Raw genomic sequence first — 20,061 nt, 5'->3', positions numbered from 1 at the left:
AAGGAGCTAAAGGATGGGCAAGACCGCGAGGACCGGCAACGGCCTCACCAGACCTCCCGAGTTGCGGGGAATCATGTCGATGATCGGCGGCTCGGAAGGCGGAACTGTCCTCACGTCGGCTGCGCCCGATCAGGCCGCTCGCTGGCAGCGGGGCGAGCGGTTGGACCGGCTGTTTGAGGATAGTTGCGACCGCTTGCGGGAACAGGGGCGCGGCGACCAGGTTGCAGTCGATGCGGGGGACGTTGGCCTGACGTACACGGAGCTGGATGAACGGGCGAACCAGCTGGCGCGGCATCTCCTGGTGTGCGGTGCCCGGCCGGGTGACCGCATCGCCCTGCTGTTTGACCAGCCATGGCGGGCCTACGTGGCAATGCTGGCCGTTCTGAAGATCCACGCGGCCTATGTTCCCCTGGACCCTGGGTTTCCCCCTGACCGTCTTCAGTACATTGTCGAGGACGCCAACGTGGCCATGGTCCTGTCTCTGTCCCATCTGAGGGATCTGCTGCCTGAGGTAGCCGCCGTCACGGTGTGCGTCGATGATGTGCAGGCCCAGATCGACGCCGAGGAATCCTCCCGTTTGGGAACCGCGGACCATGGCGGAACCAAGGATGAGCTGGCATACATTATCTACACCTCCGGCTCGACCGGCCGGCCCAAGGGCGTGGCAGTGGAGCAGGCCAGCATCTGCAATTTTGTCCGGGTGGCCTCTGACATCTACGGGATTGAGTCCACTGACCGCGTGTACCAAGGCATGACGATCGCCTTCGATTTCTCGGTGGAGGAAATCTGGGTTGCCTGGATGGTCGGAGCCACGCTGGTGCCCAAACCGGGCCGGTCCAGCATGCTGGGTGCCGAACTCGCTGAGTACCTGCAGGAAAAACGGATCACCGCCCTTTGCTGCGTTCCAACGCTGCTGGCCACGCTTGACGAGGACCTGCCCGATTTGCGGTTCCTGCTGGTCTCAGGAGAGGCGTGCCCGAAGGATCTCGTGATGCGCTGGCACCGCCCCGGCCGGCGCTTCCTGAACGTCTACGGCCCCACCGAAGCGACCGTGACTGCCACCTGGTCGGTCCTGGACCCGGACCTGCCCGTGTCCCTCGGAGTGCCCTTGCCCACCTACACCGCGGTCATTGTGGATCCCGCCGAGCTTCGGGCCCTGCCGCGCGGTGAAATGGGAGAAATCGGCCTCGCAGGGGTGGGGCTGGCGCGCGGGTACGTGAACCGTCAGGACCTGACAGAGCGGGCCTTTGTCCCGGATTTCCTCGGAATTGAGAACAATCCCTCCGGCCGGATTTATCGCACCGGGGACCTCGGACGGGTGAACGACGACGGGCAGCTCGAATATTTCGGCCGGATCGATACCCAAGTCAAAATACGTGGCTACCGCATCGAACTGAGCGAAATAGAATCCGTCCTCCTGCAGCTCCCCGGCATTGCACAGGCAGTCGTACAGACGTATGAGCCGGAACAAGGAACCGTGGAGCTGGCCGCCTACTACACCCTGCGCCAGGACGTGGAGGGCGTGGATGCTCATGACCTCCACCGGATGCTGCGCACCAGGCTCCCCGGATACATGGTTCCTGCCTATTTTGAACAGCTGGACTCCATTCCCATGATGGCCAGTGACAAAGTGGACAGGAAACGGCTACCCCGTCCCGAGCACAGGATCAGCCGGGCGGCTGCGGGGTCCTTCACTGCCCCCACAACCGCCGCCGAAGAGGCCCTGGCCGCGCAGCTTGGCACCGTCCTGAGCCTTGAGAAGGTTTCCACCGATGCCCACTTCTTCAACGACCTTGGCGCCGACTCGCTGTTGATGGCCCGCTATTGCGCCCGCATCAGGAAAGAAACCGCCCTGCCCGCAGCCGCGATGCAGGATATCTATGAGAACCCGACGGTCCGGCAGCTCGCCGCCTGCCTCGAAGCCCGGCACAGTGAATCCGTCCTCGTTGCGGCCGTAGCAGAGACCGACGCTGTACCCCCGGTTCCGATGCCACCACCCAGCACCTTCCAGTTCGTCATGTGCGGGGCAATTCAGTTGCTGATTTTCCTGGCTTACACTTCGTACGCTGCTTCCCTGCTGATTATCGGCTTCCAGTGGACATCCGGGGGCAGCAATCCATTTGACATGTGGCTGCGGTCCATTGGTTTCGGCGCCGCCATGTTCCTGATCCTTTCCGTGACCCCGATCCTCGCCAAGTGGATTCTGGTTGGGCGGTGGAAGCCGGGCAACATCCGAATATGGAGTCTGGCTTATCTCCGTTTTTGGGCAGTCAAGACACTTACCAGGGCAAATCCACTGGTCTTGTTCGCCGGCTCTCCGCTGTATGTGGTGTACCTGCGGCTCCTGGGTGCAAAGATCGGCAAGGGGGTGGTGATCTTCTCCCGGAAGGTGCCCGCGTGCCCGGACCTGCTCAGCGTCGGTGACAACACAGTCATCCACAAGAACTCCTCGTTCCAATGCTATCGGGCACGCTCGGGCATGATTGAAACCGGTCCCGTGATGCTGGGCAGAAATGTCCTTGTGTCGGAGAAAACCACGTTGGACATCGCTACGTCGATGGGAGACGACACTCAGCTGGGACATGCTTCATCGTTGCAGACCGGGCAGGTTGTACCTGGTGGACAAATCTGGCACGGTTCGCCTGCTGCGCGCACCAACACCAATTACCTGCGTGTCCCGCCCACTAATTGCGGCACGCGACGCAGGGTCATTTTCAGCCTTCTCCAGTTGTTCAACCGTTTGGTCCTGGTGGTTCCGGCGGGCCTTCTCGGGCTGGCCGTGCTCCTGCCCCCCTACCTGAGCACGGGACACCTGCAGCCGGGCTCCCCAAACTTTTTCATAGACGTACTCGCCGTAACAGTGGTTCTGTTCGTTGTCGGGCTGATCACCGGCCTGATCATCATCTTCAGCATCCCGCGTTTGCTCAACCGCTTCATCAAGCCGGAAAAGGTCTATCCGCTGTACGGCGTGCACTTCACCATCCAGCGCATGATCGCCCGCGTGTCCAACGTCAAACTGTACAAAGATGTCTTCGGCGATAGTTCGTACATAGTGCACTATCTGAAGGCCTTGGGTTATAACCTCGGCAGGGTGGAGCAAACCGGGTCAAACTTCGGCCCCACACTGGCCCACGAGTCGCCGTTCCTGAGCTCAGTGGGAACAGGAACTATGGTCGCGGACGGCCTCAACATGATGAACGCCGACTTCTCAAGCACGTCGTTCCGTCTCTCGCGGGTCCACCTGGCTGGCCACAACTTTCTCGGTAATGCCATCAGTGTTCCGATCGGATCCAGGGTCGGGGAGAACTGTCTCTTGGCCACGAAGGTGATGATTCCGATCGACGGTCCGATCCGTGCGGATGTGGGCCTGCTGGGGTCACCGCCGTTCGAGATTCCCCGGTCTGTTCAGCGTGACGCCCAATTTGATGAACAGACGATTGCAGAGGCGCGGAACAGCGCTCTCCCGGCAAAGAACCGGCACAACATCCTGAGCATGGTGCTGTTCCTGGCCGTGCGCTGGTTCCTGTTGTTTGTTGCCACGTTTAGCGCCGCCGTTGCCGTGTCGGCATTCAGCTTCCTCGGTGTGCTGGCGATCGCAGCCATGATGCTCACCTTGCTGCTGTTCCGCGTACTGATTGCCGTGCTTGTTGAGCGCTCGGTCATGGGCTTCCGCCACCTGAAGCCGCAATACTGCTCCATTTACGACCCCTACTTCTGGCGGCACGAACGTCTATGGAAGCTGCTGGCCATGCCGGGCTTCAACGGAACCCCGTTCAAGCCCGTGATCTGGCGAATGCTGGGCGTCAAGGTCGGCAAGCGGCTCTACGATGCCGGCGCCAACATACCGGAGAAAACTCTTGTGGCTATCGGTGATGATTGTGCGTTCAATGAAGGAGCCACCATTCAGGGCCACTCCATGGAAGACGGGGCCTTCAAGTCCGACTACATCGTTCTCGGCAACCGCTGCTCCCTTGGCGTGGATTCGTGGGTCAACTACGGGGTGACGATGCAGGATGGTTCGTCACTCGGTGCCGACGCCCTCTTGATGAAGGGCGAAGACGTCCCGGAAGATGCAACCTATACCGGCAACCCGGCGCGCGAGGTGACGGTCCCCGCAGCACCGTCAACCCTCGCGGCCTTGGTGTCCAGCGGGCCCCGTCACAGGGACGGCGTCGCGGCGGCTGGTGGCCGCCCGAAGCCCTCTAGGGGATCCCACGGAACCCATGCAGCACATGGCGCCCGTGGCACCCACGGGACGCTCCCGGCATCGCGGGACAAGGCAGGGACGCCGGGTTCTGGTGCCTAGTGCGAACTGGTTGGCAGGGGAGCGTCTTCGGGGAAGTCGTCGGGGAAGTCCTCGGTCACGGCCGGCCCGGAATGGCGTCCACGGCGCAGCGACTTCTGCAGTGCCCTGCGCTCGCGCCGGCCTTCCACGAGCCGGTACAGCACCGGGACCAGGATGAGTGTGAGGGCGGTGGAGGAGATCAGGCCGCCGATCACCACGATCGCCAGGGGCTGGGAGATGAATCCGCCGCCGCCAGTCAGTCCCAGCGCCATCGGTGTCAGGGCGCATACCGTGGCGAGCGCCGTCATGAGGATGGGGCGGAGGCGCTGGCGGGCGCCGTGCGTGATCGCGTCCGCCACGTTCATCCCGGGTTCGCCGTTGCGCGGCTGGCGGTACTGGTTGATGAGGTCGATCAGCACAATCGCATTGGTCACCACGATGCCCACGAGCATCAACATGCCGATCAGCGACGGCAGGCCCAACGGCACGCCGGTCACCACGAGCAGGGCGATTGCGCCTGTCGCGGCGAACGGGACGGAGACCAGCAGGATCAGCGGCTGCACGAGCGACTTGAACGCAGCCACCATGATCACGTAGACGATCGCGATGGCGGCCAGCAGCGCGAGCCCGAGCTGGCGGAACGAATCGGCCTGCTGCGTCGTGGCACCGCCGATCGTGGCGGTCACCCCGGGCGGCAGCTGGACTGACTTGAGCCGGTTCTGCACCTCGGTGCTGACCGCGCCGAGGTTGGAGCCCGACGGCGTCACCGAGACCCGCGCGGTGCGCTGGCCGTTGCTGGCGGTGATGGAGACGGGGACGTCCACCTGCTCTACCGAGGCGATGCTGCCCAGCGCAACGGCGCCGGCCGCCGTCGGGAGCGGCATGTCCCGGACGGCCTCGATGCTCGTGAAGCGGGTGCCCTCGCCAATCCGGACCGGGAAGTCGTTGGTGTCGATGCGGATCGTTCCGGCCGGAATCGGGCTGATCGTGGCGGCCAGGACCCCGGCCACGCGCTCCTCGTTCAGGCCGGCCGCGACGGCCTTGGCGCGGTCCACCTTGACCTGGACCACCGGCTGGCTGGCGGCCAGGTTGGTGGCCACTTCGCTGCTGCCCGGGACACCGTCCATGGCCTTGACCATCGCGTCACTGGTCGTCTGGAGGTCGGCGGTGGTGGCGGCCTTGAGGGTGATGTCCACGGTTGACGAAGTGCCGAAGCCGCCCTGCTGGGAACCGACCGTGATCTTTCCGGCGTCGCCGAGCTTGGAGAGTTCGCTGCGGACGGTCTCCTGGAGCTTGCCCTGGTTGGCTTTCTCGTCCGTCACCACGGTGAACGTCGAATTGGACGCGCCGGAGGAGAGCAGGGCCGAGAAGCCGGTTTGGGCGTTGCCGGTGGTGGCCTGGACGTCCTTGATTCCGTCGATGCCCCGCAGGGTGTCCTCGACGCGGATCGCCGAAGCGCTGGCCTCGTCAAGGCTGGTCCCTGCCGGCAAGGCCTGCTTGACGGTCATGCTGTTCTCGCCGGAGCGCCCCAGGAGGTCGGTGGCGAGCAGCGGGGACATCGCCACGGTGCCGGCAAGCACCAGGGCCGCGGCGACCAGGGTGAGGACCGGGTGCCGCTGCGTACCGGACAGGACAGGCAGGTAGCCGCGCTGCAGGAGCGTGCTCTGCTCGGCCTCGTGCGCCTTGGTGGCAATGCCAGCGGCAGACGCCGGAGAGCCGGTGACGGCGGGCGCGCGCAGGAACCAGTAGGCCAGCACCGGCACGATGGTCAGCGAGACCAGCAGCGAGGAGAGCAGGGCGATGGTCACTGTCAGGGCGAACGGCCGGAACAGCGCACCGGCCAGGTCGCCGACGAAGGCGATGGGCAGGAAGACGGCCACGGTGGTCAGGGTGGACGCCGTGATGGCGCCGGCAACTTCGCGGATGGCCGTCCCGATCGCGGTGATCTTGTCCTCGCCGTAGCTCAGGTGCCGTTTAATGTTTTCGATGACCACGATCGAGTCGTCCACGACGCGGCCGATCGCGATGGTGAGCGCGCCAAGGGTGAGGATGTTGAGCGAGTAGCCGGTGCCCGAGAGGCCGATGAACGTGATCAGCAGGGACAGCGGGATGGACACTGCCGTCACCAGGGTGGCGCGTACGGACATCAGGAACACCAGGATCACCAGGACGGCGAAGCCCAGACCCAGCAGGCCCTCGGTGGTGAGGTCCTTGATGGACTTCTCGATGAACGGCGCCTGGTCGAAGACCGGGGTGAATTTGGCGTTGGAGCCAAGCTCGGCCTCAAGCTGCGGGATGGCGTCCTTGACCGCGTGGGAGATCGCGACGGTGTCGCCCTCGGGCTTCTTGGTCACGGACAGGGCGAGGGTTTCCTTGCCGTTGGTCCGCGTGATTGACGTGCGCGCGTCCTCGACCAGGCTGACGTCCGCCACGCTGCCGATCGTCGCCGCATCGCGGGCCGCGCCCAGGGGGAGGGCCTTGATGGCGTCGAGGGAGTCCACCGGGCTGCCGATCTGCAGCGAGAGGGTCTTGCCCTGTTCCTCGATGGTGCCCGCCGGGACCAATGCACCGTTGTTCTTCAGCGCGTCGCTGATGGCCTGGAGGCTCGCGCCCGATGCCGCCAGATCCCGGGGCCGCGGCAGGATCTGGATGTGCTGCGTGGCGCCGCCGGTCACGTCGGCGCCGCGCACGCCGTCGAGCTTCTGCAGCCTGGGGACGCTGAGCCGGGCGAGATCGGCGTTGAGTTCACTGAGCGGTTTGTCCGAGGACACGGCCAGGAAGACGATCGGGAAGTCGCTGATGCTCCCGGCGATCGCCTGCGGCTGCACGTCCTTCGGCAGGGCCTGCTTGGCGTTGGAGATGGCGCGGTCGATCTGGTTCCGGGCACGGTCCAGGTTGGAGCCGTAGGTGAACGCCAGGGAAATCTGCGAGACGCCGTTCCGGGACGTTGATGACGTCGATTCCAGCCCCTCGACGCTGTTCAGCGCCTTTTCCAACGGGGCACTGATCTGCTTGTCCACGACTTCCGGCGACGCACCGGGCATCGAGGAGATCACGGTGATCTGCGGGAACTCGATGGAGGGGATGAGCTCCTGCTTCAGCGAGGACATCGTGATCACGCCGAAAACGCAAGCGAACACCGTGATCAGCGCGATCAGGGCCCGGTTGGCGAGAGACAGCTTTGCGAGCCGGAACATCTCATGGTCTCCTGGTGGGTCGGGGGCGTCCTGCACAACGGGACATCAAAAAACGGGGACGTCACGGGTTGCAGCGGTCCCAAACCAGCAGTGTAAACCAGCCGCGGCCGGGCGCCGGTTTAGTTGCTGGCGGTGACCTGTTCGAGTTGCAGCGTCTTGGCCGTCTCGGCCTCCAGCTTGGCGGCGAGCTCAGGGTTGTCGTTGAGCTTGACGCCGTAGCCGGGCATCATGTCCTTGAGCTTGGACTGCCAGCCCTTGAAGTTCTTCGGGAAGGACTTCTGGAGCAGCTCGATCATGATCGGCACGGCGGTGGACGCGCCCGGGGATGCGCCAAGCAGGGCGCCGATGGTGCCGTCGCGTCCGGCGATGACCTCGGTGCCGAACTGCAGCACGCCGCCCTTCTTCGGGTCCTTCTTGATGATCTGGACCCGCTGGCCGGCGGTGATGAGCTCCCAGTCGCCGTCCTTGGCCTCGGGGTAGTACTCCCGCAGGGCCTCGACCTTGTCGCCGTGACGCTTGGCGACTTCCTTGATCAGGTAGGCGGTGAGGTCCATGTTGTCCTTGGCCACGGCCAGCATCGGGATGATGTTGGAGGGGCGGATGGACAGCGGCAGGTCCAGGTAGGAGCCGCTCTTGAGGAAGTTCGTGGAGAAGCCGGCGTACGGACCGAACAGCAGGGAGCGCTTGCCGTTGACGTAGCGGGTGTCCAGGTGCGGCACGGACATGGGCGGAGCGCCGACAGACGCCTGGCCGTAGACCTTCGCGCTGTGCCGGGCAGCGATGCTCTCGTCGGTGCAGCGGAAGAACTGGCCGGAGACCGGGAAACCGCCAAACCCCTTGCCTTCCGGGATGCCGGAGGCCTGCAGCAGGTGCAGGGCCCCGCCGCCGGCGCCGACAAACACGAACTTCGCGTGGATGGAGCCGTGCTCGCCGCTCCTGGCGTGCTTCAGCGACAGGTCCCAGCCGCCCCCGGACGCGCGCTTGATGTCGCTGACGTTGTGGCCGTAGTTGATCTCCACGCCGTTGTTGCCCAGGTAGGTGGTCAGCTCGCGGGTCAGGGCGCCGAAGTCGACGTCGGTGCCCTCGGCGGCGCGGGTTGCCGCGACGCGCTGCTTGGGGTCGCGGCCCTTGACGATCAGCGGGGCCCACTTGGCGATCTGCGCGTGGTCCTCGGAATACTCCATCGAACGGAACAGCGGGTTCGGCTTGAGTGCCTCGTAGCGGGTGCGGAGGAACTTGGTGTGGTCCTCGCCGATCACGAAGCTCATGTGCGGAACGGTGTTGATGAACCCCTTGGGGGAGCCGATCAGCGAGTTCGAGACGAGGTGGGACCAGAACTGGCGGGACAGCTGGAACTGCTCGTTGATGTTCAGGGCCTTGCCGGGGTCCACCGAGCCGTCTTTGGCTGCGGGGGAGTAATTAAGCTCACACAGGGCAGCGTGTCCGGTGCCGGCGTTGTTCCACGGGTCGGAGCTTTCCAGTCCGGGCTCGTCCAGACGCTCAAAGAGCGAGATGGTCCAGTTCGGCTCAAGCTGCTTGATGAAGGCGCCGAGCGTGGCGCTCATGATGCCGCCGCCAATCAGGACGACGTCGGCGTGTTGGGTCTTGGAAATGAAAGTCACAATCAGTCTCCGATAGCAGCGGCTCTGGCTGTCACAGAATATCCCGCACCGCCCACTAACTGAAATTGGCCCCGGGCGTCAAGGCCTTAGCTCGACCTTTGTGAAAACTTCATTCAGTACCGGCGACGCCGGGTACTTCAGCACCCGGTCCGAGAGCGCCAGGGCCGAGATCGGGAAGGCAATGGGAACCGCGGGCACCGTGGCCGCGATCTGCCCGTTGATGGTCTGGTACTCCTCGGTGCGGTCCTTGCCGTCCGGCAGGCCGCGGGCCCGGGCGATCTTGGAGAAGACCTGGGGATCCTGGTAACCGAATTCGCCGGTGTTCTCGCCGAAGAGCGGGCCCACGAAATTGTCGGGGTCCGAATACGATCCGTTCCAGCCGAGCAGGTGCAGGGCGTGGTCGCCCGGGGACGTGACCTTCTGCAGGTAGCCGTCAGCCCAGTCCACCGGTACGGGCTTGACGTTGAGCCCGACGGCGGTCAGTTGACGGCTGATTTCGGCGTACACCTTTTCCGGCGTCGGCAGGTAGGGCCGGGTGACGTTGAGCGGATAGTAGAACTTCAGCTCCTCGCCCTTGTAGCCGGCCTCGGCCAGGAGTTCCTTGGCCTTGCCCGGGTTGTAGCCGAGCGCCGCGGCGTTGTTGTTGAAGCCGCTGAGCTTGGGTGGAACGAACTGGGATGCCTGGGCCGTGTTGTCGATGAAGAACCGGCGGATCAGCGTGTCCTTGTCCAGCGCCATTTCGATCGCCTGGCGGACCTTGAGGTTCTGCAGGATGGGGACTTGCTGGTTCATGCCCAGGTACATCACGGAGAACGGGTCCCGCTGGATGATCTGCTTTCCGCTCTTGACCAGTTGGTCAAAGTTTCCCACGGTGACGGCGTCGTAGGCGTCGATCTTGCCGTCCAGGAGCGCCTGCATCCGGGTCTGCGGGTGATCGTAGGTCACGAACTTGATGGTGCCGATCTGCCCCTTGTCCCCCCAGTAGTCCTTGTTGCTGGCCAGGGTGACGCTGCCCGAATCCCAGGAGCCGAAAACGTACGGTCCTGTGCCTACCGGGTGGAGGCCGTAAGCGGATACCGGCTGCCCGCCCCGGCTCTGGTTCAGGACGTCAGCGTTCTCCGCGGCGAGGGCCTTGGGCGAAGAGATCGCGAAGGCCGGCAGGGTGAGGGCCTGGAGAAAACCCGTGAAGGGCTGGGTGAGGCCGATCCGCACACTGTCCGGCGCGACGGCGGTGCAGTTCTTGTATATGGACAGCGGCGCCTGGTCCGCATGGGCCTTGAAGACGCCCTTGAAGGTGGTACCGGTGGCCTGTTCGCGGAGGGCCGGTGAGAAGTTGAACCAGCGGTTGAAGTTGGTGCAGACCGCGGCGGCATCGAACGGTGTCCCGTCCTGGAATTTGACGTTCCCGCGCAGCTTGAACTCGTAGGTCCGGCCTTCATCGCTCTGGGACCATTCGGTGGCCAGCAGCGGCGTGGGCTGGCCGGTGGTCTGGTCTACGCCCACGAGGCCCTCCAGTACCTGCCGGGTGACGCGGTAGGACTCGACGTCGGAGACCAGGGCAGGATCGAGCCCGAGCGGCTCCGAGCCAGTGCCGAAGGTGAAAAGCGCGGTAGGTGCCGCGCTGGCGGTGGCAGAGGCGGTGGTGGAGCTGGGTGCCGGGCCGAGGCTGCCCGTGCAGGACGCGAGCGGCAGGACAAGGAGGGCGGCCCCAATGCTGGCGGCAATCCGCCGCACTGTCCTGCTGGGCACTGTACTGCTGGGCACTCGAGAATCACCTCTGGGAACTGGATGGCCCGCCGGCTGCGGACCAGCCCCAGTCTAGTTGACGGCCGGGTCCGCCAGCTCTTGTGGCACACCGCCGCAAGGCGCACGGCAGCGCAAAAAGCGGAGGCCCGCACCTGGTGGTGCGGGCCTCCCCTTCTCCTAGTGGTCCAGGGAGTCAGGCTGGAGCCGGGCAGGAGTGCAAAAGGGCTGACTACTTGGGCATCAGGACTGAGTCGACCATGTAGACAGTGGCGTTGGCGGTCTGGACGCCGCCGCAGACAACGTTGGCGCCGTCAACCTTGAGGGCATCCTTGGTGCCGGTGACCGTCACCGAACCGCCTTCAACCGTCTTGTGGGTGCCGACGATCTGGTCCGGGGTGATCTTGCCGGGGACAACGTGGTAGGTCAGGATCTTGCTCAGCGTGGCGTCGTCCGTCTTCAGGGCCTCGATCGTGGCCGGATCGATCTTCTTGAAGGCGTCATCCGTCGGGGCGAAGACGGTGAATTCGCTGCCGTTGAGCGTATCCACCAGGTTGACCTTGGGGTTGAGCTTGCCGGACACGGCGGCGGTCAGGGTGGTGAGGACCGGGTTGTTGGACGCCGCGGTGGCTACCGGGTCAAGCGCCATGCCGGAGACGGAGCCGGCACCGCTGGGAACCTGGGCGGCGTAGGCGGCGCAGCCGGAGCCGACGAGGTTGGCGGCCGGATCCATGGCCGCAGCGGAGGCGCTCGTGGAGGGGGAGGCCATGCTGGATTCCGCCGGTGCGGAGGACGGGGCCGAGGAGGCGGGGGCCGACGAGGCGCTGGATCCGCCACAGGCAGTGAGGCTGAGCATGGCGGCAGCTGCGATACCTGCAACGGCGAACGTGGTGCGCTTGATGTTCTGCATTTCGGTTTCTCCTTTGTTGTGCCGATGTTTGCCGGCGGCGAATTTTTGCCGCTGCGGCCCTTTCCCGACTGTTGGGCACCGACCCTTGGTTGGTGTCTCAATGGGTATTCGGCCGCTCGGAGGAAACGGATGGGTGCGGATGTGAAATTCTTTTTGGCGGCGTCAAAACTCCTGAAAAATCCCGGAACAGCGCCGGAAACCACAAGAACCCCGGTCCGAAGACCGGGGTTCTCTCTGTGCGCAAGGGGGGACTTGAACCCCCACGCCCGAAGGCACAGGAACCTAAATCCTGCGTGTCTGCCAATTTCACCACTCGCGCGCGGCGCCGTCGTCGTCGTCCCGGGAAAGAACCCCGGAGGCGGGCGCCAGGCTCTATTGTACCTATTGCCGGTTTGCTGGTTGCAACGGCTGCCCGCGGGCGGACGGACCGGAGACCGGGGACTTAGGCGTCGAGTTTCAGGTCCCGGCGAAGTTTGGCGACATGCCCGGTGGCCCGGACGTTGTACTGTGCGACGGCAACCCGGCCGTCGGCGTCGACGACGATGGTCGAGCGGATCAGGCCCTGGTAGGTCTTGCCGTAGTTTTTCTTTTCGCCCCAGGCCGCGTAGGCCTCGGCGACGGAGTGGTCTTCGTCAGAGAGCAGCGGGAAGTTCAGCCCTTCGGCGGCCGCGAACGCGGCAAGCTTCCCGACGGGGTCGGGGGAGATGCCCACGACGTCATAACCGGCGGCCTGAAGCGCGCCGAGGGAATCCCGGAAATCGCAGGCCTCCTTGGTGCATCCCGGCGTGGCGGCTGCCGGGTAGAAGTAGAGCACGGTCTTCCGGCCCCGGAAATCACGCAGGCTGACGTCCTGTCCTTCGGCGTTCTTGAGGGTGAAATCCGGTGCTGTGGCACCGGCGGTGAGTCGCTCGGACACGGGTGTCTCCTTGGTGAGGTTGGTCATGAAGCGGGGTGATAATCCAGCGTAGTGACGCGATCGGCGCCGGACGAATCCGCTGCTGGCTATACTCTTGGGTATGCCTGATATGGATCGCTGGCCCACGGGCCGCCTATTGTCCACGGCAGCACGTCTTGTAGAACACTCCTGGAACGAAAAATTGGGGGCCATTGGCCTGACCCATGCCGGGGTGATCGCCATGGAGGTGCTCTCGGCGAATGGGCCGATGACGCAAGCCCAATTGGCCCAGCTCGTCCGGGTCCAGGCCCAGACAATGGGCAAGACACTGAGCCGGCTGGAAGCGCACGGCCACATTTCGCGGCACCGCAGCACCTCCGACCGGCGCAGCCATGTGGTGTCGCTGACTGACCAGGGGCGCGAGGCGGTTGCCGCGGCCGCCGACATGGAACGCTCCGTGCTCGCCGCCACGCCCATTGACCCCGACGTGCTGCGGCAGGAGCTCCAGGCCGTGGTCAGGGTGCTGGCAACCAAGTCTTCCTCGCCGGAGGCCAACGCCATCGTCACGGCTGCCGAGCCGGGCGCCATTGCCGGGGCCACCCCGCTGAATTAGCCACACTGCTGTGGGGGAACGGGAACGGGACGGCAGGGTTTCCCGCCGTCCCAATCAGTTCCGTTCTCGAGGCCTTCAGTGGTGAGAGGTCACCAGGTGTTCCTGTGGTGGTTGTGGTGCCTATTGTCGTGCCGGTTTCCGTGATGGTCCCAGAACCCGTCCTTGTCATGCCGGCAGCCGTCCCGGCCCGTCCACGAGCCGCGGTGGTCGTTGTCGTCCCGCCAATTGCCATGATCGTCGCGCCACCCCCATCCGTCGGCGTTGTCATGCCACCGGTTCTCCCCGTCCCACCAGCCATTGCGCGTGTCGTGCCGGTTGTTGTCCCGCATGTGGTGCCGGTTCACAAATGAGGACTGACTCCAGGAGCTGGCGGAGGCGGTCGAAGTGGTAGCGGCGGCGCTGGCAGGCAGGGCGCTGGCGCCCAGGCCCAGTGCGGCGGTCACCGCGGTTGTTCCAATGATGCGAATAGCCTTGTTCATGAAACTTGGTCCTAACGGAGATCGATTTCCCTGGCCCCGGGGGAAGGCCGGACAGGCATGCTGCCGGGGGCCCATGATTTGCGTGTCTGCTGACGCGATCCTCAGTGAGGGCACCGGGAGATCTGAATATCATCTTTGGTGCGTCGGGCTCTCTGGCCGGCGTTGTTGTCGGTCCGGGTCTGCAGGACCGGTCGCTCCAGAACTGTTGCCCGGAGCACCTTTCCAGTCAACGCCCCTGCATTGACTCTCAAAAGGGACTAAAGACCCTGTTTCTGCAGCAATCGGACGTATCGCTTCAGGAGCCGGGATGCTGGCGGTCGGAGCAGCCCCGGCACGTTGGCCACTGCCTGGATTGACGCTGCCTACACCGTTACGGCCTGGTTCGCCAGGGTGGCGACGATGGCTGACATTTTGAGGCCGGTGAGCACCGCCGTGAGCAAGACGACGCTGATCGTGACCCACACCGGGGCGAGCCCCCGCCGCGGTGCTACCTCGTGGACGATCACGGAGCGGCCAATCACGTAGACCTCCCTGCTGAGGAACACCCACGCCCAGTGGAAGGGCCGGACAACGCCGTCCTTGCGCAGCCGGTCCCAGTCCAGGTACGCCAGGAGGGCGGACACGCCGTAGGCCACGAAACTGATTGCTATGAAGAGGAAGTAAGGCGCCGTGAAAATCGACGCCGGATCAATTGTCTGGATCTGCCGCGGGCCCACGGTGCGCAGCCGGAGCACAGGGTTCCAGAACATCAGCAGGATGAGCGGTACGAGCGGCAGGGCCACAATTGTCCAGATGTACGCGTTGTAGACCGGTGTTCGGTCGCTGATGCGCCTGCGCGGCGCCACCGGCTGGCGGGGCGCTGTCGCCTGGAACTGCGGTGCGTTGAACTGGCCGGTCCAGGCCGAACCGTTCCACCACTGAAGCCGGCCCGAGCCTGCCGGGTCCGGATACCAGCCAGGGCCAGGGGCGGAGGCGTTGGGCGGGACGGTCATGGCTGTTCATCCTTTGCGTGGCGTGGCGCGCGTTGGCTTCTTCTGTTTCCGTGAGAGAGCGTACAGGGGGATGGGCAACTCCATGATTCCCCCATTGGCCGCAGTGGTGCATTGGATGGAGTCTAACCGCGGCCCGTGCCGGCGGGAAGGCCGGCCGACGGCGCAGACCCGTCCGCTGGAACCCTTGGGCCAGCCTGCCGCCCAGGCGCAAAAGGGCAGTCCGGAAGTCTCGACGCGCCAGCCGATCGGGAGGACGATTAATAGGCAATCACCACGAAGGAGGTCAGTGATGTGCTATTCGTACAACAGGGATTCCTGGCGGGATACCAGGAAGGATGCCGCAAAGGATTCTGAGGATCGCCCGGAGACCCGGGCGGAGGCGCCGGAATTCAGGTTCTGGGCCTTCCCCCGCCGCAGCAAGGAGTTCACGGTCGAAGAGCCGGAGAAGGTGCGCGACCGGTCCCGCGAGAAAGTCTGATAAATCGATGTGCATGAGGCGGCCGCTGAGCCACACAGTTCACTGTGACGGTTCGGCGGCCGTTTCATGGCCCGGCGGGCCGGCGGAGGCCAATGGCCGCGGAGAGGCCTATAAGCAGACCGCTGAGCGCCAGCAGGAATCCGCCGGCAAGACTGCCTTGCCCGTCCGGTCCGGGACCAACCCTGCCGGCCGCCGCTGCGGAAGGAATCGCCGTTGCGGACTCTGGGCCCTGGCCAGCGTCTGGCGACTGAGGGGCGGACGTTCCCGCCGTGGCTGGGACCGGAACAGCACCCGTGGCCGGTGGGGTGGGGGCTCCTTGGCTGACGGAGGGGGCGGGGCCCGGCGTCGGCGGAGCCGCGTCCTGTCCGGGGACCTGGCTTTGAGACGGCGACTGAGACGGTGGTTGGGGCGGCGCGGGGTCCGACGGCGGCGCTGTGCTGCCCGGGGGAGTCACACTGGGCGCCGGGGAAGCGGACGGTGGGACCGGCGTCGGTGAGGCGGGGCAGATCTTCACGGGAAGAAGGCCGGCAGACTTGCAGGGCGCAGCCGCCGCGGGCAGCGCAACGACCAACGGCGAGACCGCGAGCAGCAGGGCCACAGCGGATGCGTACGAGGCCTTCCGGGTGGAGTTCATCCCTACCATCGTAGGGTTCCACCGCCGGCAGCCGGGGAATCCTGGCCTTTGCGTGTCTCCTTAGCCCGGGCAAGGTCTGCGCTCAGCAAACCATCGCCACTGTGGACCAAGAATGGGTAGGGTTAGCCATGAGCCATGAGCCGTGAGCCGTGAGCCGTGAGCCGTGAGCCGTGAGCCGTGAGCCGTGAGCCGTGAGCCGTGAGCACCGGGCAGCGACAGCGAACCCCGCTCCCCGCCAAAGACCCCAAGCATCCGGAGATCTGACTCATGCCGACCACTGAGGGCCGCAAGCGAATGGAACCGCGGATGACTCGCAGCTCCTGGAAGTTCAGCGCCTGGTCCGCTGCCGGCCGCACAGCTGACCTGGCATTCACCGCGGCAAGGATCTCCAGCGGCGGCCCTGGAGGGCAAGCACAATTGTCCAGGCGATCGGAACCAACGGGGAGGCGGACTCACCCAGGAATGCGAGGACCGCAAAGACGATCCAGAGCCCACCGGCGATGACGGAGAGGACGACAAGCGCCTTGCGGGTCATCACGAAGGCGGGCATGTCGACACCTTCGGATCGCAGGGCACGGGTTTCAGCGGCTGCTCCCCGGAGCAGGGGGACGAAGCTCGCATGGGCCAGCGGCCGGTCGCAGGCCCTTCCACTCCGGGCGCTCAGGTCGAGGTCAGGAGCTCTCCCAGTATTTATCGCCCACAGCTTCGAGATACAGGGTCAGGAACTCGGACAGCGTCGACGCCGCCAGTGGCCAGTCACTGCGCGGGTCCAGGGGCTGTGCGACCAAGACGCCGCCGTTGGCTTCCAGTACCAAGAGGTCCGTGTCGCCAAGGAACTCGCCGATGACTGCGTCGCTCGGCACAAAGTCTTTCGGTCGGCTCGCTCGCTCGGCGTCGGTGCGCGCTGCCGCCGTCGCGGGTTCCAGAATGTGGAGGCCCCATTGGCCGTAGTCGATGTCTTGGAACAGCCACGCCTCGCGACTTGATAGCCAGAGTGCCTCCAGCCCGGGCAAAAGTGCGTGGGCGGCCCAAGCCCCTGAGACTTCGTCGAGGGAGGCTCCTGACTTCACCTTGCTGGCGAGCCGGAATGGGTTCGACCCGACTCCGACTCCGTCGCGAGGCTCGGTCCAGTTACGATACGGATCGAGGGCAGCATCTACGGTTGGCATCAGTAGTCCCTCCACCACACGTTGGGCTGGTCCAATGCACGTCCAGCGGAGTCCGCACCAGGCTCGTCAGCCTCACTGGGCCGTGACTTTGATTCCGGCGACCGCCCCGGTCCAGGCGCCGGTCGGGTCCGGGCGGGTCAACTGGGCGCTGACGTAGCCCTTCTGCAGTTGTACGACCTGCGATTGGGTTCGCGAGCAATCGACCTCGAACACCGTGTGCTCTGTTCCGCCCAGCGAGTTCTGGGAGAGGAAGATCTGGGCATGGGGGATGCCCACGCAGGCCGCGGTGACTGTGTGCGGACCGGCGACCGTCACCATTGCGGCTTTGGTGAAGCCAACCCCTGGCCCGTCCGCCGGACCGGCGTCGGAGAGGAGCGCGGCCCCTGGCGCCTCGGCCAGACGCTTGTGCAGCTCGGCGTAGTTGCTCGCTTCCACCCCCAGCACCCCCGGATCTCTGGTCGGGGCGGCGGGTGCCGGGCGGTGGCTTTGCCCGGCCGCCGTCGGCCGCGGATCGCCCTCGTCCTCGTAGGCGCAGGAGGCCAAACTACCGGCGAGCAGCAGGCCAACAACGGATGCCGCAGCGCAGCGGACTGTTTTCGTTCCCCCAGGACCAAACATGGGCCGAGTCTACGGTCAGTGCCCTAAAAGGCAAGTCATTCCCGCCCGGCCGGTCGGGGAGGCCTTCGCCAACCTGATTGCGAGTCTGGTCTGCGCACCAGCCCGGATCCGGCCCGCCACGGCGTCGTCGCCGGCTCCTTTTCGCCAACAAAAAAGAAACCCCGTCCCGCAGGCCGCTAAGCCTGCGTGACGGGGTTTCTCGCTGGTGCACCCCCCGGGACTCGAACCCGGAACCCATTGATTAAGAGTCAATTGCTCTGCCAGTTGAGCTAGAGGTGCATCTGTTGTTTTCGTTCCTCGGGGCTTTTTATTTCCCGCGTTGTTCTCCGCAACGACATGAAACTCTACACGAGATTGGCTGTCGTGTGAAATCGAGGGGCGCGGGATGGGCCAGGTTAGCCGGGGAGGTTCAAAATCAGCGCGAAATCAGGGTTTTGCCCGTTGCTGAGGAGCCACAGGCGCCCGTCAGGAGCGAGTGAAACGTTGCGCACCCGGCCATACTTTCCTGTGAAATAGCTCACAGGATCTCCGGCGAATTCGCCGTTGAGGGGAACGACCCAGAGCCTTTGGCCGCGCAGGGCGCCCAGGTAGGCGGTGCTGCCGGCAATTTCGAGTCCGCTGGGGGAAGACTCCGCCGTCGACGGCCACACCACCTTGGCGTCCAGGAAGCCGGGGCGATGCGGGGCGCCCGTCACCTCGGGCCAGCCGTAGTTGCCGCCCGGCACGATCAGGTTGAGCTCGTCGTTGACGTCCGGGCCGAATTCGCTGGCCCACAGCCGGCCCGCGCTGTCCCAGGCCAGTCCCTGGACGTTCCTGTGGCCGAAGCTGTAGACGGGGTTATCGCCGAACGGGTTTCCCGGTGCCGGCCTGCCATCCGGAGTGAGTCGGAGGATCTTTCCGCCGAGCGCCGCGCGGTCCTGCGGCTGCTCCCGGCGCTGCGAATCGCCCGTCCCCACATACAGGAAACCATCGGGCCCAAAGCGGATCCGGCCGCCGTTGTGCGTGCCGGCCTTGGAAATGCCGGTGAAAACCGGTTCCAAGGCACCGAGCTCCAGCCGGCCGCCACGTTCCTCCAGCCGTATGCGGGCGATTCTGTTGTCCGCCGCCGCGGTGAAGTAGGCGTAGAGGTAACGGTCCGACGCGAAGTGGGGCGAAAGGGCAAGGCCCAGGAGGCCGCCTTCGCCGCCGGGCACGACGCCGGGCACCTTGCCGACCGTACCGAGCTGTCCGTCTTTGATGGTCCTGAGCAGTGCTGTGTCGCGCTCGGAGATGACCGCGGTGCCGTCGGGTAGATGGACCGTGGACCACGGCAGTTGCAGCCCATTAACCCGGCTTGCAACCGTGGGCTCACCCGCTGCCCCGGCCGTACCCGCTGCGCCGGTGGCAGTGCGGTCTCCCGGCTGAACCACGGGCGAGGTTGAGCCGCCGGTACAGGCGCTCAGGAAAAACAGGACAACGGCAAGCGCCACGGCCCGGGCCACCGCACTGAAGAAGAAGCGCCTGCCACCGAAGCGCCTGCGGGTGAAACGGACGAGCATCAACGGACGCGATGAGAACGGATGGATCGGCCGACCGGACCGCCGGCTACTGCCGTGTCCGGCGCGGCGGCCGAAACCCGGCTGCTTCGGCGTGGGCCGGGGAGGCAAACCACACCTCAGCCCGGGTTTCTTCATACGCCGGGCTGGTCTCGTCGTGGTAGATCATCGACGAGGCATTGCCCTTGACTGTGAAACCCACAGGGCCGCTCCCGTCGGCGGCCGGAGCCGCTGACCCCTCGCCGTAGGGCTGCTCAGTGGCCAAATGGCCGGTGGGCTCGGCCGTTTGGCTGGCGGAGGCCCCGGCCCCTGCCGGCGGGGCTGCCATCTGCGTCGTTTCCGTGTCGCCGGGACCCGTGGGCTGTGTCCCGGCGTCGGGTAGTCCGGGCATCGCCGTGCCGGTGCCGGTATCAACGCCAGTGCTGGTTGAAGTGGCCGTGCCGGTACCGGTGTTCTCGTCGTCGACTGGTTCCGCGGCTGCCGATTCCGCCCCGGGCAGAGTCGGAGCGTGGGGCTCAGTGTATTCCGGGTGGTGGACGGGCAGGCCCGCCGCGCCAGTCTCCGCAGCACCGCCAAGCTCGGCGGCCGTCACAGCGTGCGCACCGCGGGCCGGCTCAGCGTGGGCCGCGGCGGTGTGTGTCTCCGCCGGCGGGGCGGTCTCGGACCACTGGGTCTCCCACTCGGCATTGCCCGGGGCGCCTGTTGCTTCCGGGGCGGCCTCGGCGCCCGGCTTGATGGTCGGGGCGGCGGTGGCCGCTGCGGGCCCGGTCGCCTCGGGGGCAGCCGTGGCCTCCCGGGCCGGTGCGTCTGGCTCAGGCGCAGGCGCTGCACCGGGCGCGGCCATCGCGGCCCCGGCGGCCGCCGTCGGACCGGCGGCACCCGCGGCCCCTG

At 65.6% G+C, this 20,061-nt stretch carries 15 protein-coding genes and 2 tRNA genes; 3 read left to right on the top strand and 14 right to left on the bottom strand.

The window, feature by feature from the left end; all coding sequences use genetic code 11:
- Nucleotides 1-13: 13 nt before the first annotated feature.
- Nucleotides 14-4,306: a Pls/PosA family non-ribosomal peptide synthetase gene (locus tag AC1D0A_RS05430; protein ID WP_476945338.1), complete on the top strand. Its 4,293-nt coding sequence runs from the start codon at nucleotides 14-16 to the stop codon at nucleotides 4,304-4,306.
- On the opposite strand, the gene AC1D0A_RS05425 is transcribed toward AC1D0A_RS05430, so the two are convergent.
- From AC1D0A_RS05425 to bcp, 6 genes are all read right to left on the bottom strand, one after another.
- Nucleotides 4,303-7,482: an efflux RND transporter permease subunit gene (locus AC1D0A_RS05425; RefSeq protein WP_476945337.1), complete on the bottom strand. Its 3,180-nt coding sequence runs from the start codon at nucleotides 7,480-7,482 to the stop codon at nucleotides 4,303-4,305. The genes AC1D0A_RS05430 and AC1D0A_RS05425 overlap by 4 nt on opposite strands.
- Nucleotides 7,483-7,601: 119 nt before the next feature.
- Nucleotides 7,602-9,104 (bottom strand): malate:quinone oxidoreductase, encoded by a 1,503-nt coding sequence (locus tag AC1D0A_RS05420; protein ID WP_243181306.1) that lies wholly within the window; start codon nucleotides 9,102-9,104, stop codon nucleotides 7,602-7,604.
- Nucleotides 9,105-9,182: 78 nt separating this feature from the next.
- Nucleotides 9,183-10,838 carry an ABC transporter substrate-binding protein gene (locus AC1D0A_RS05415; RefSeq protein ID WP_476945374.1) on the bottom strand — a complete coding sequence of 552 codons (1,656 nt, stop codon included), beginning with the start codon at nucleotides 10,836-10,838 and terminating at the stop codon, nucleotides 9,183-9,185.
- 241 nt (nucleotides 10,839-11,079) lie between these two features.
- On the bottom strand, nucleotides 11,080-11,757 hold the full coding sequence (locus AC1D0A_RS05410) for a fasciclin domain-containing protein (RefSeq protein WP_243181307.1): 678 nt from the start codon (nucleotides 11,755-11,757) through the stop codon (nucleotides 11,080-11,082).
- Between the two features lie 237 nt (nucleotides 11,758-11,994).
- A tRNA-Leu gene (locus AC1D0A_RS05405) sits at nucleotides 11,995-12,076 on the bottom strand.
- A 123-nt stretch (nucleotides 12,077-12,199) separates the two neighbouring features.
- On the bottom strand, nucleotides 12,200-12,673 hold the full coding sequence (gene bcp, locus AC1D0A_RS05400) for a thioredoxin-dependent thiol peroxidase (protein WP_476857809.1): 474 nt from the start codon (nucleotides 12,671-12,673) through the stop codon (nucleotides 12,200-12,202).
- 109 nt (nucleotides 12,674-12,782) lie between these two features.
- Here bcp and AC1D0A_RS05395 point away from each other — a divergent pair, with 109 nt between their 5' ends.
- A complete protein-coding gene (locus AC1D0A_RS05395) occupies nucleotides 12,783-13,265 on the top strand; it encodes a MarR family winged helix-turn-helix transcriptional regulator (protein ID WP_043433894.1) in 483 nt (160 codons plus the stop codon).
- An 89-nt stretch (nucleotides 13,266-13,354) separates the two neighbouring features.
- On the opposite strand, the gene AC1D0A_RS05390 is transcribed toward AC1D0A_RS05395, so the two are convergent.
- Both AC1D0A_RS05390 and AC1D0A_RS05385 read right to left on the bottom strand, forming a co-directional pair.
- Nucleotides 13,355-13,744: a hypothetical protein gene (locus AC1D0A_RS05390; RefSeq protein ID WP_243181309.1), complete on the bottom strand. Its 390-nt coding sequence runs from the start codon at nucleotides 13,742-13,744 to the stop codon at nucleotides 13,355-13,357.
- 362 nt (nucleotides 13,745-14,106) lie between these two features.
- Nucleotides 14,107-14,736, bottom strand: coding sequence for a DUF2510 domain-containing protein (locus AC1D0A_RS05385; RefSeq protein WP_243181310.1), 630 nt, complete (start codon nucleotides 14,734-14,736; stop codon nucleotides 14,107-14,109).
- Nucleotides 14,737-15,025: 289 nt separating this feature from the next.
- On the opposite strand from AC1D0A_RS05385, the gene AC1D0A_RS05380 reads away from it, so the two are divergent.
- Nucleotides 15,026-15,214, top strand: a complete 189-nt coding sequence (locus AC1D0A_RS05380) for a hypothetical protein (protein ID WP_028275031.1) — start codon at nucleotides 15,026-15,028, stop codon at nucleotides 15,212-15,214.
- Between the two features lie 1,004 nt (nucleotides 15,215-16,218).
- Here the strand turns inward: AC1D0A_RS05380 and AC1D0A_RS05375 are convergent.
- The 6 genes from AC1D0A_RS05375 to AC1D0A_RS05350 all read right to left on the bottom strand — a co-directional run.
- Nucleotides 16,219-16,398 carry a hypothetical protein gene (locus AC1D0A_RS05375; RefSeq protein ID WP_243181311.1) on the bottom strand — a complete coding sequence of 60 codons (180 nt, stop codon included), beginning with the start codon at nucleotides 16,396-16,398 and terminating at the stop codon, nucleotides 16,219-16,221.
- 121 nt (nucleotides 16,399-16,519) lie between these two features.
- A complete protein-coding gene (locus AC1D0A_RS05370) occupies nucleotides 16,520-17,017 on the bottom strand; it encodes a hypothetical protein (protein WP_476945336.1) in 498 nt (165 codons plus the stop codon).
- A 72-nt stretch (nucleotides 17,018-17,089) separates the two neighbouring features.
- Nucleotides 17,090-17,635 carry a hypothetical protein gene (locus tag AC1D0A_RS05365; RefSeq protein ID WP_476945335.1) on the bottom strand — a complete coding sequence of 182 codons (546 nt, stop codon included), beginning with the start codon at nucleotides 17,633-17,635 and terminating at the stop codon, nucleotides 17,090-17,092.
- 203 nt (nucleotides 17,636-17,838) lie between these two features.
- Nucleotides 17,839-17,914, bottom strand: a tRNA-Lys gene (locus tag AC1D0A_RS05360).
- A gap of 116 nt (nucleotides 17,915-18,030) precedes the next feature.
- Nucleotides 18,031-19,173 carry a PQQ-dependent sugar dehydrogenase gene (locus tag AC1D0A_RS05355; protein WP_476945334.1) on the bottom strand — a complete coding sequence of 381 codons (1,143 nt, stop codon included), beginning with the start codon at nucleotides 19,171-19,173 and terminating at the stop codon, nucleotides 18,031-18,033.
- Between the two features lie 46 nt (nucleotides 19,174-19,219).
- Nucleotides 19,220-20,061, bottom strand: an 842-nt coding sequence (locus AC1D0A_RS05350; RefSeq protein WP_476945333.1) for a sunset domain-containing protein, incomplete at its 5' end; no start/stop codon positions are given.

Source organism: Arthrobacter sp. P1_D4, assembly GCF_056406115.1.
Note: the sequence above shows the minus strand (reverse complement) of the source record. Positions and strands in the feature narration are given on the sequence as shown.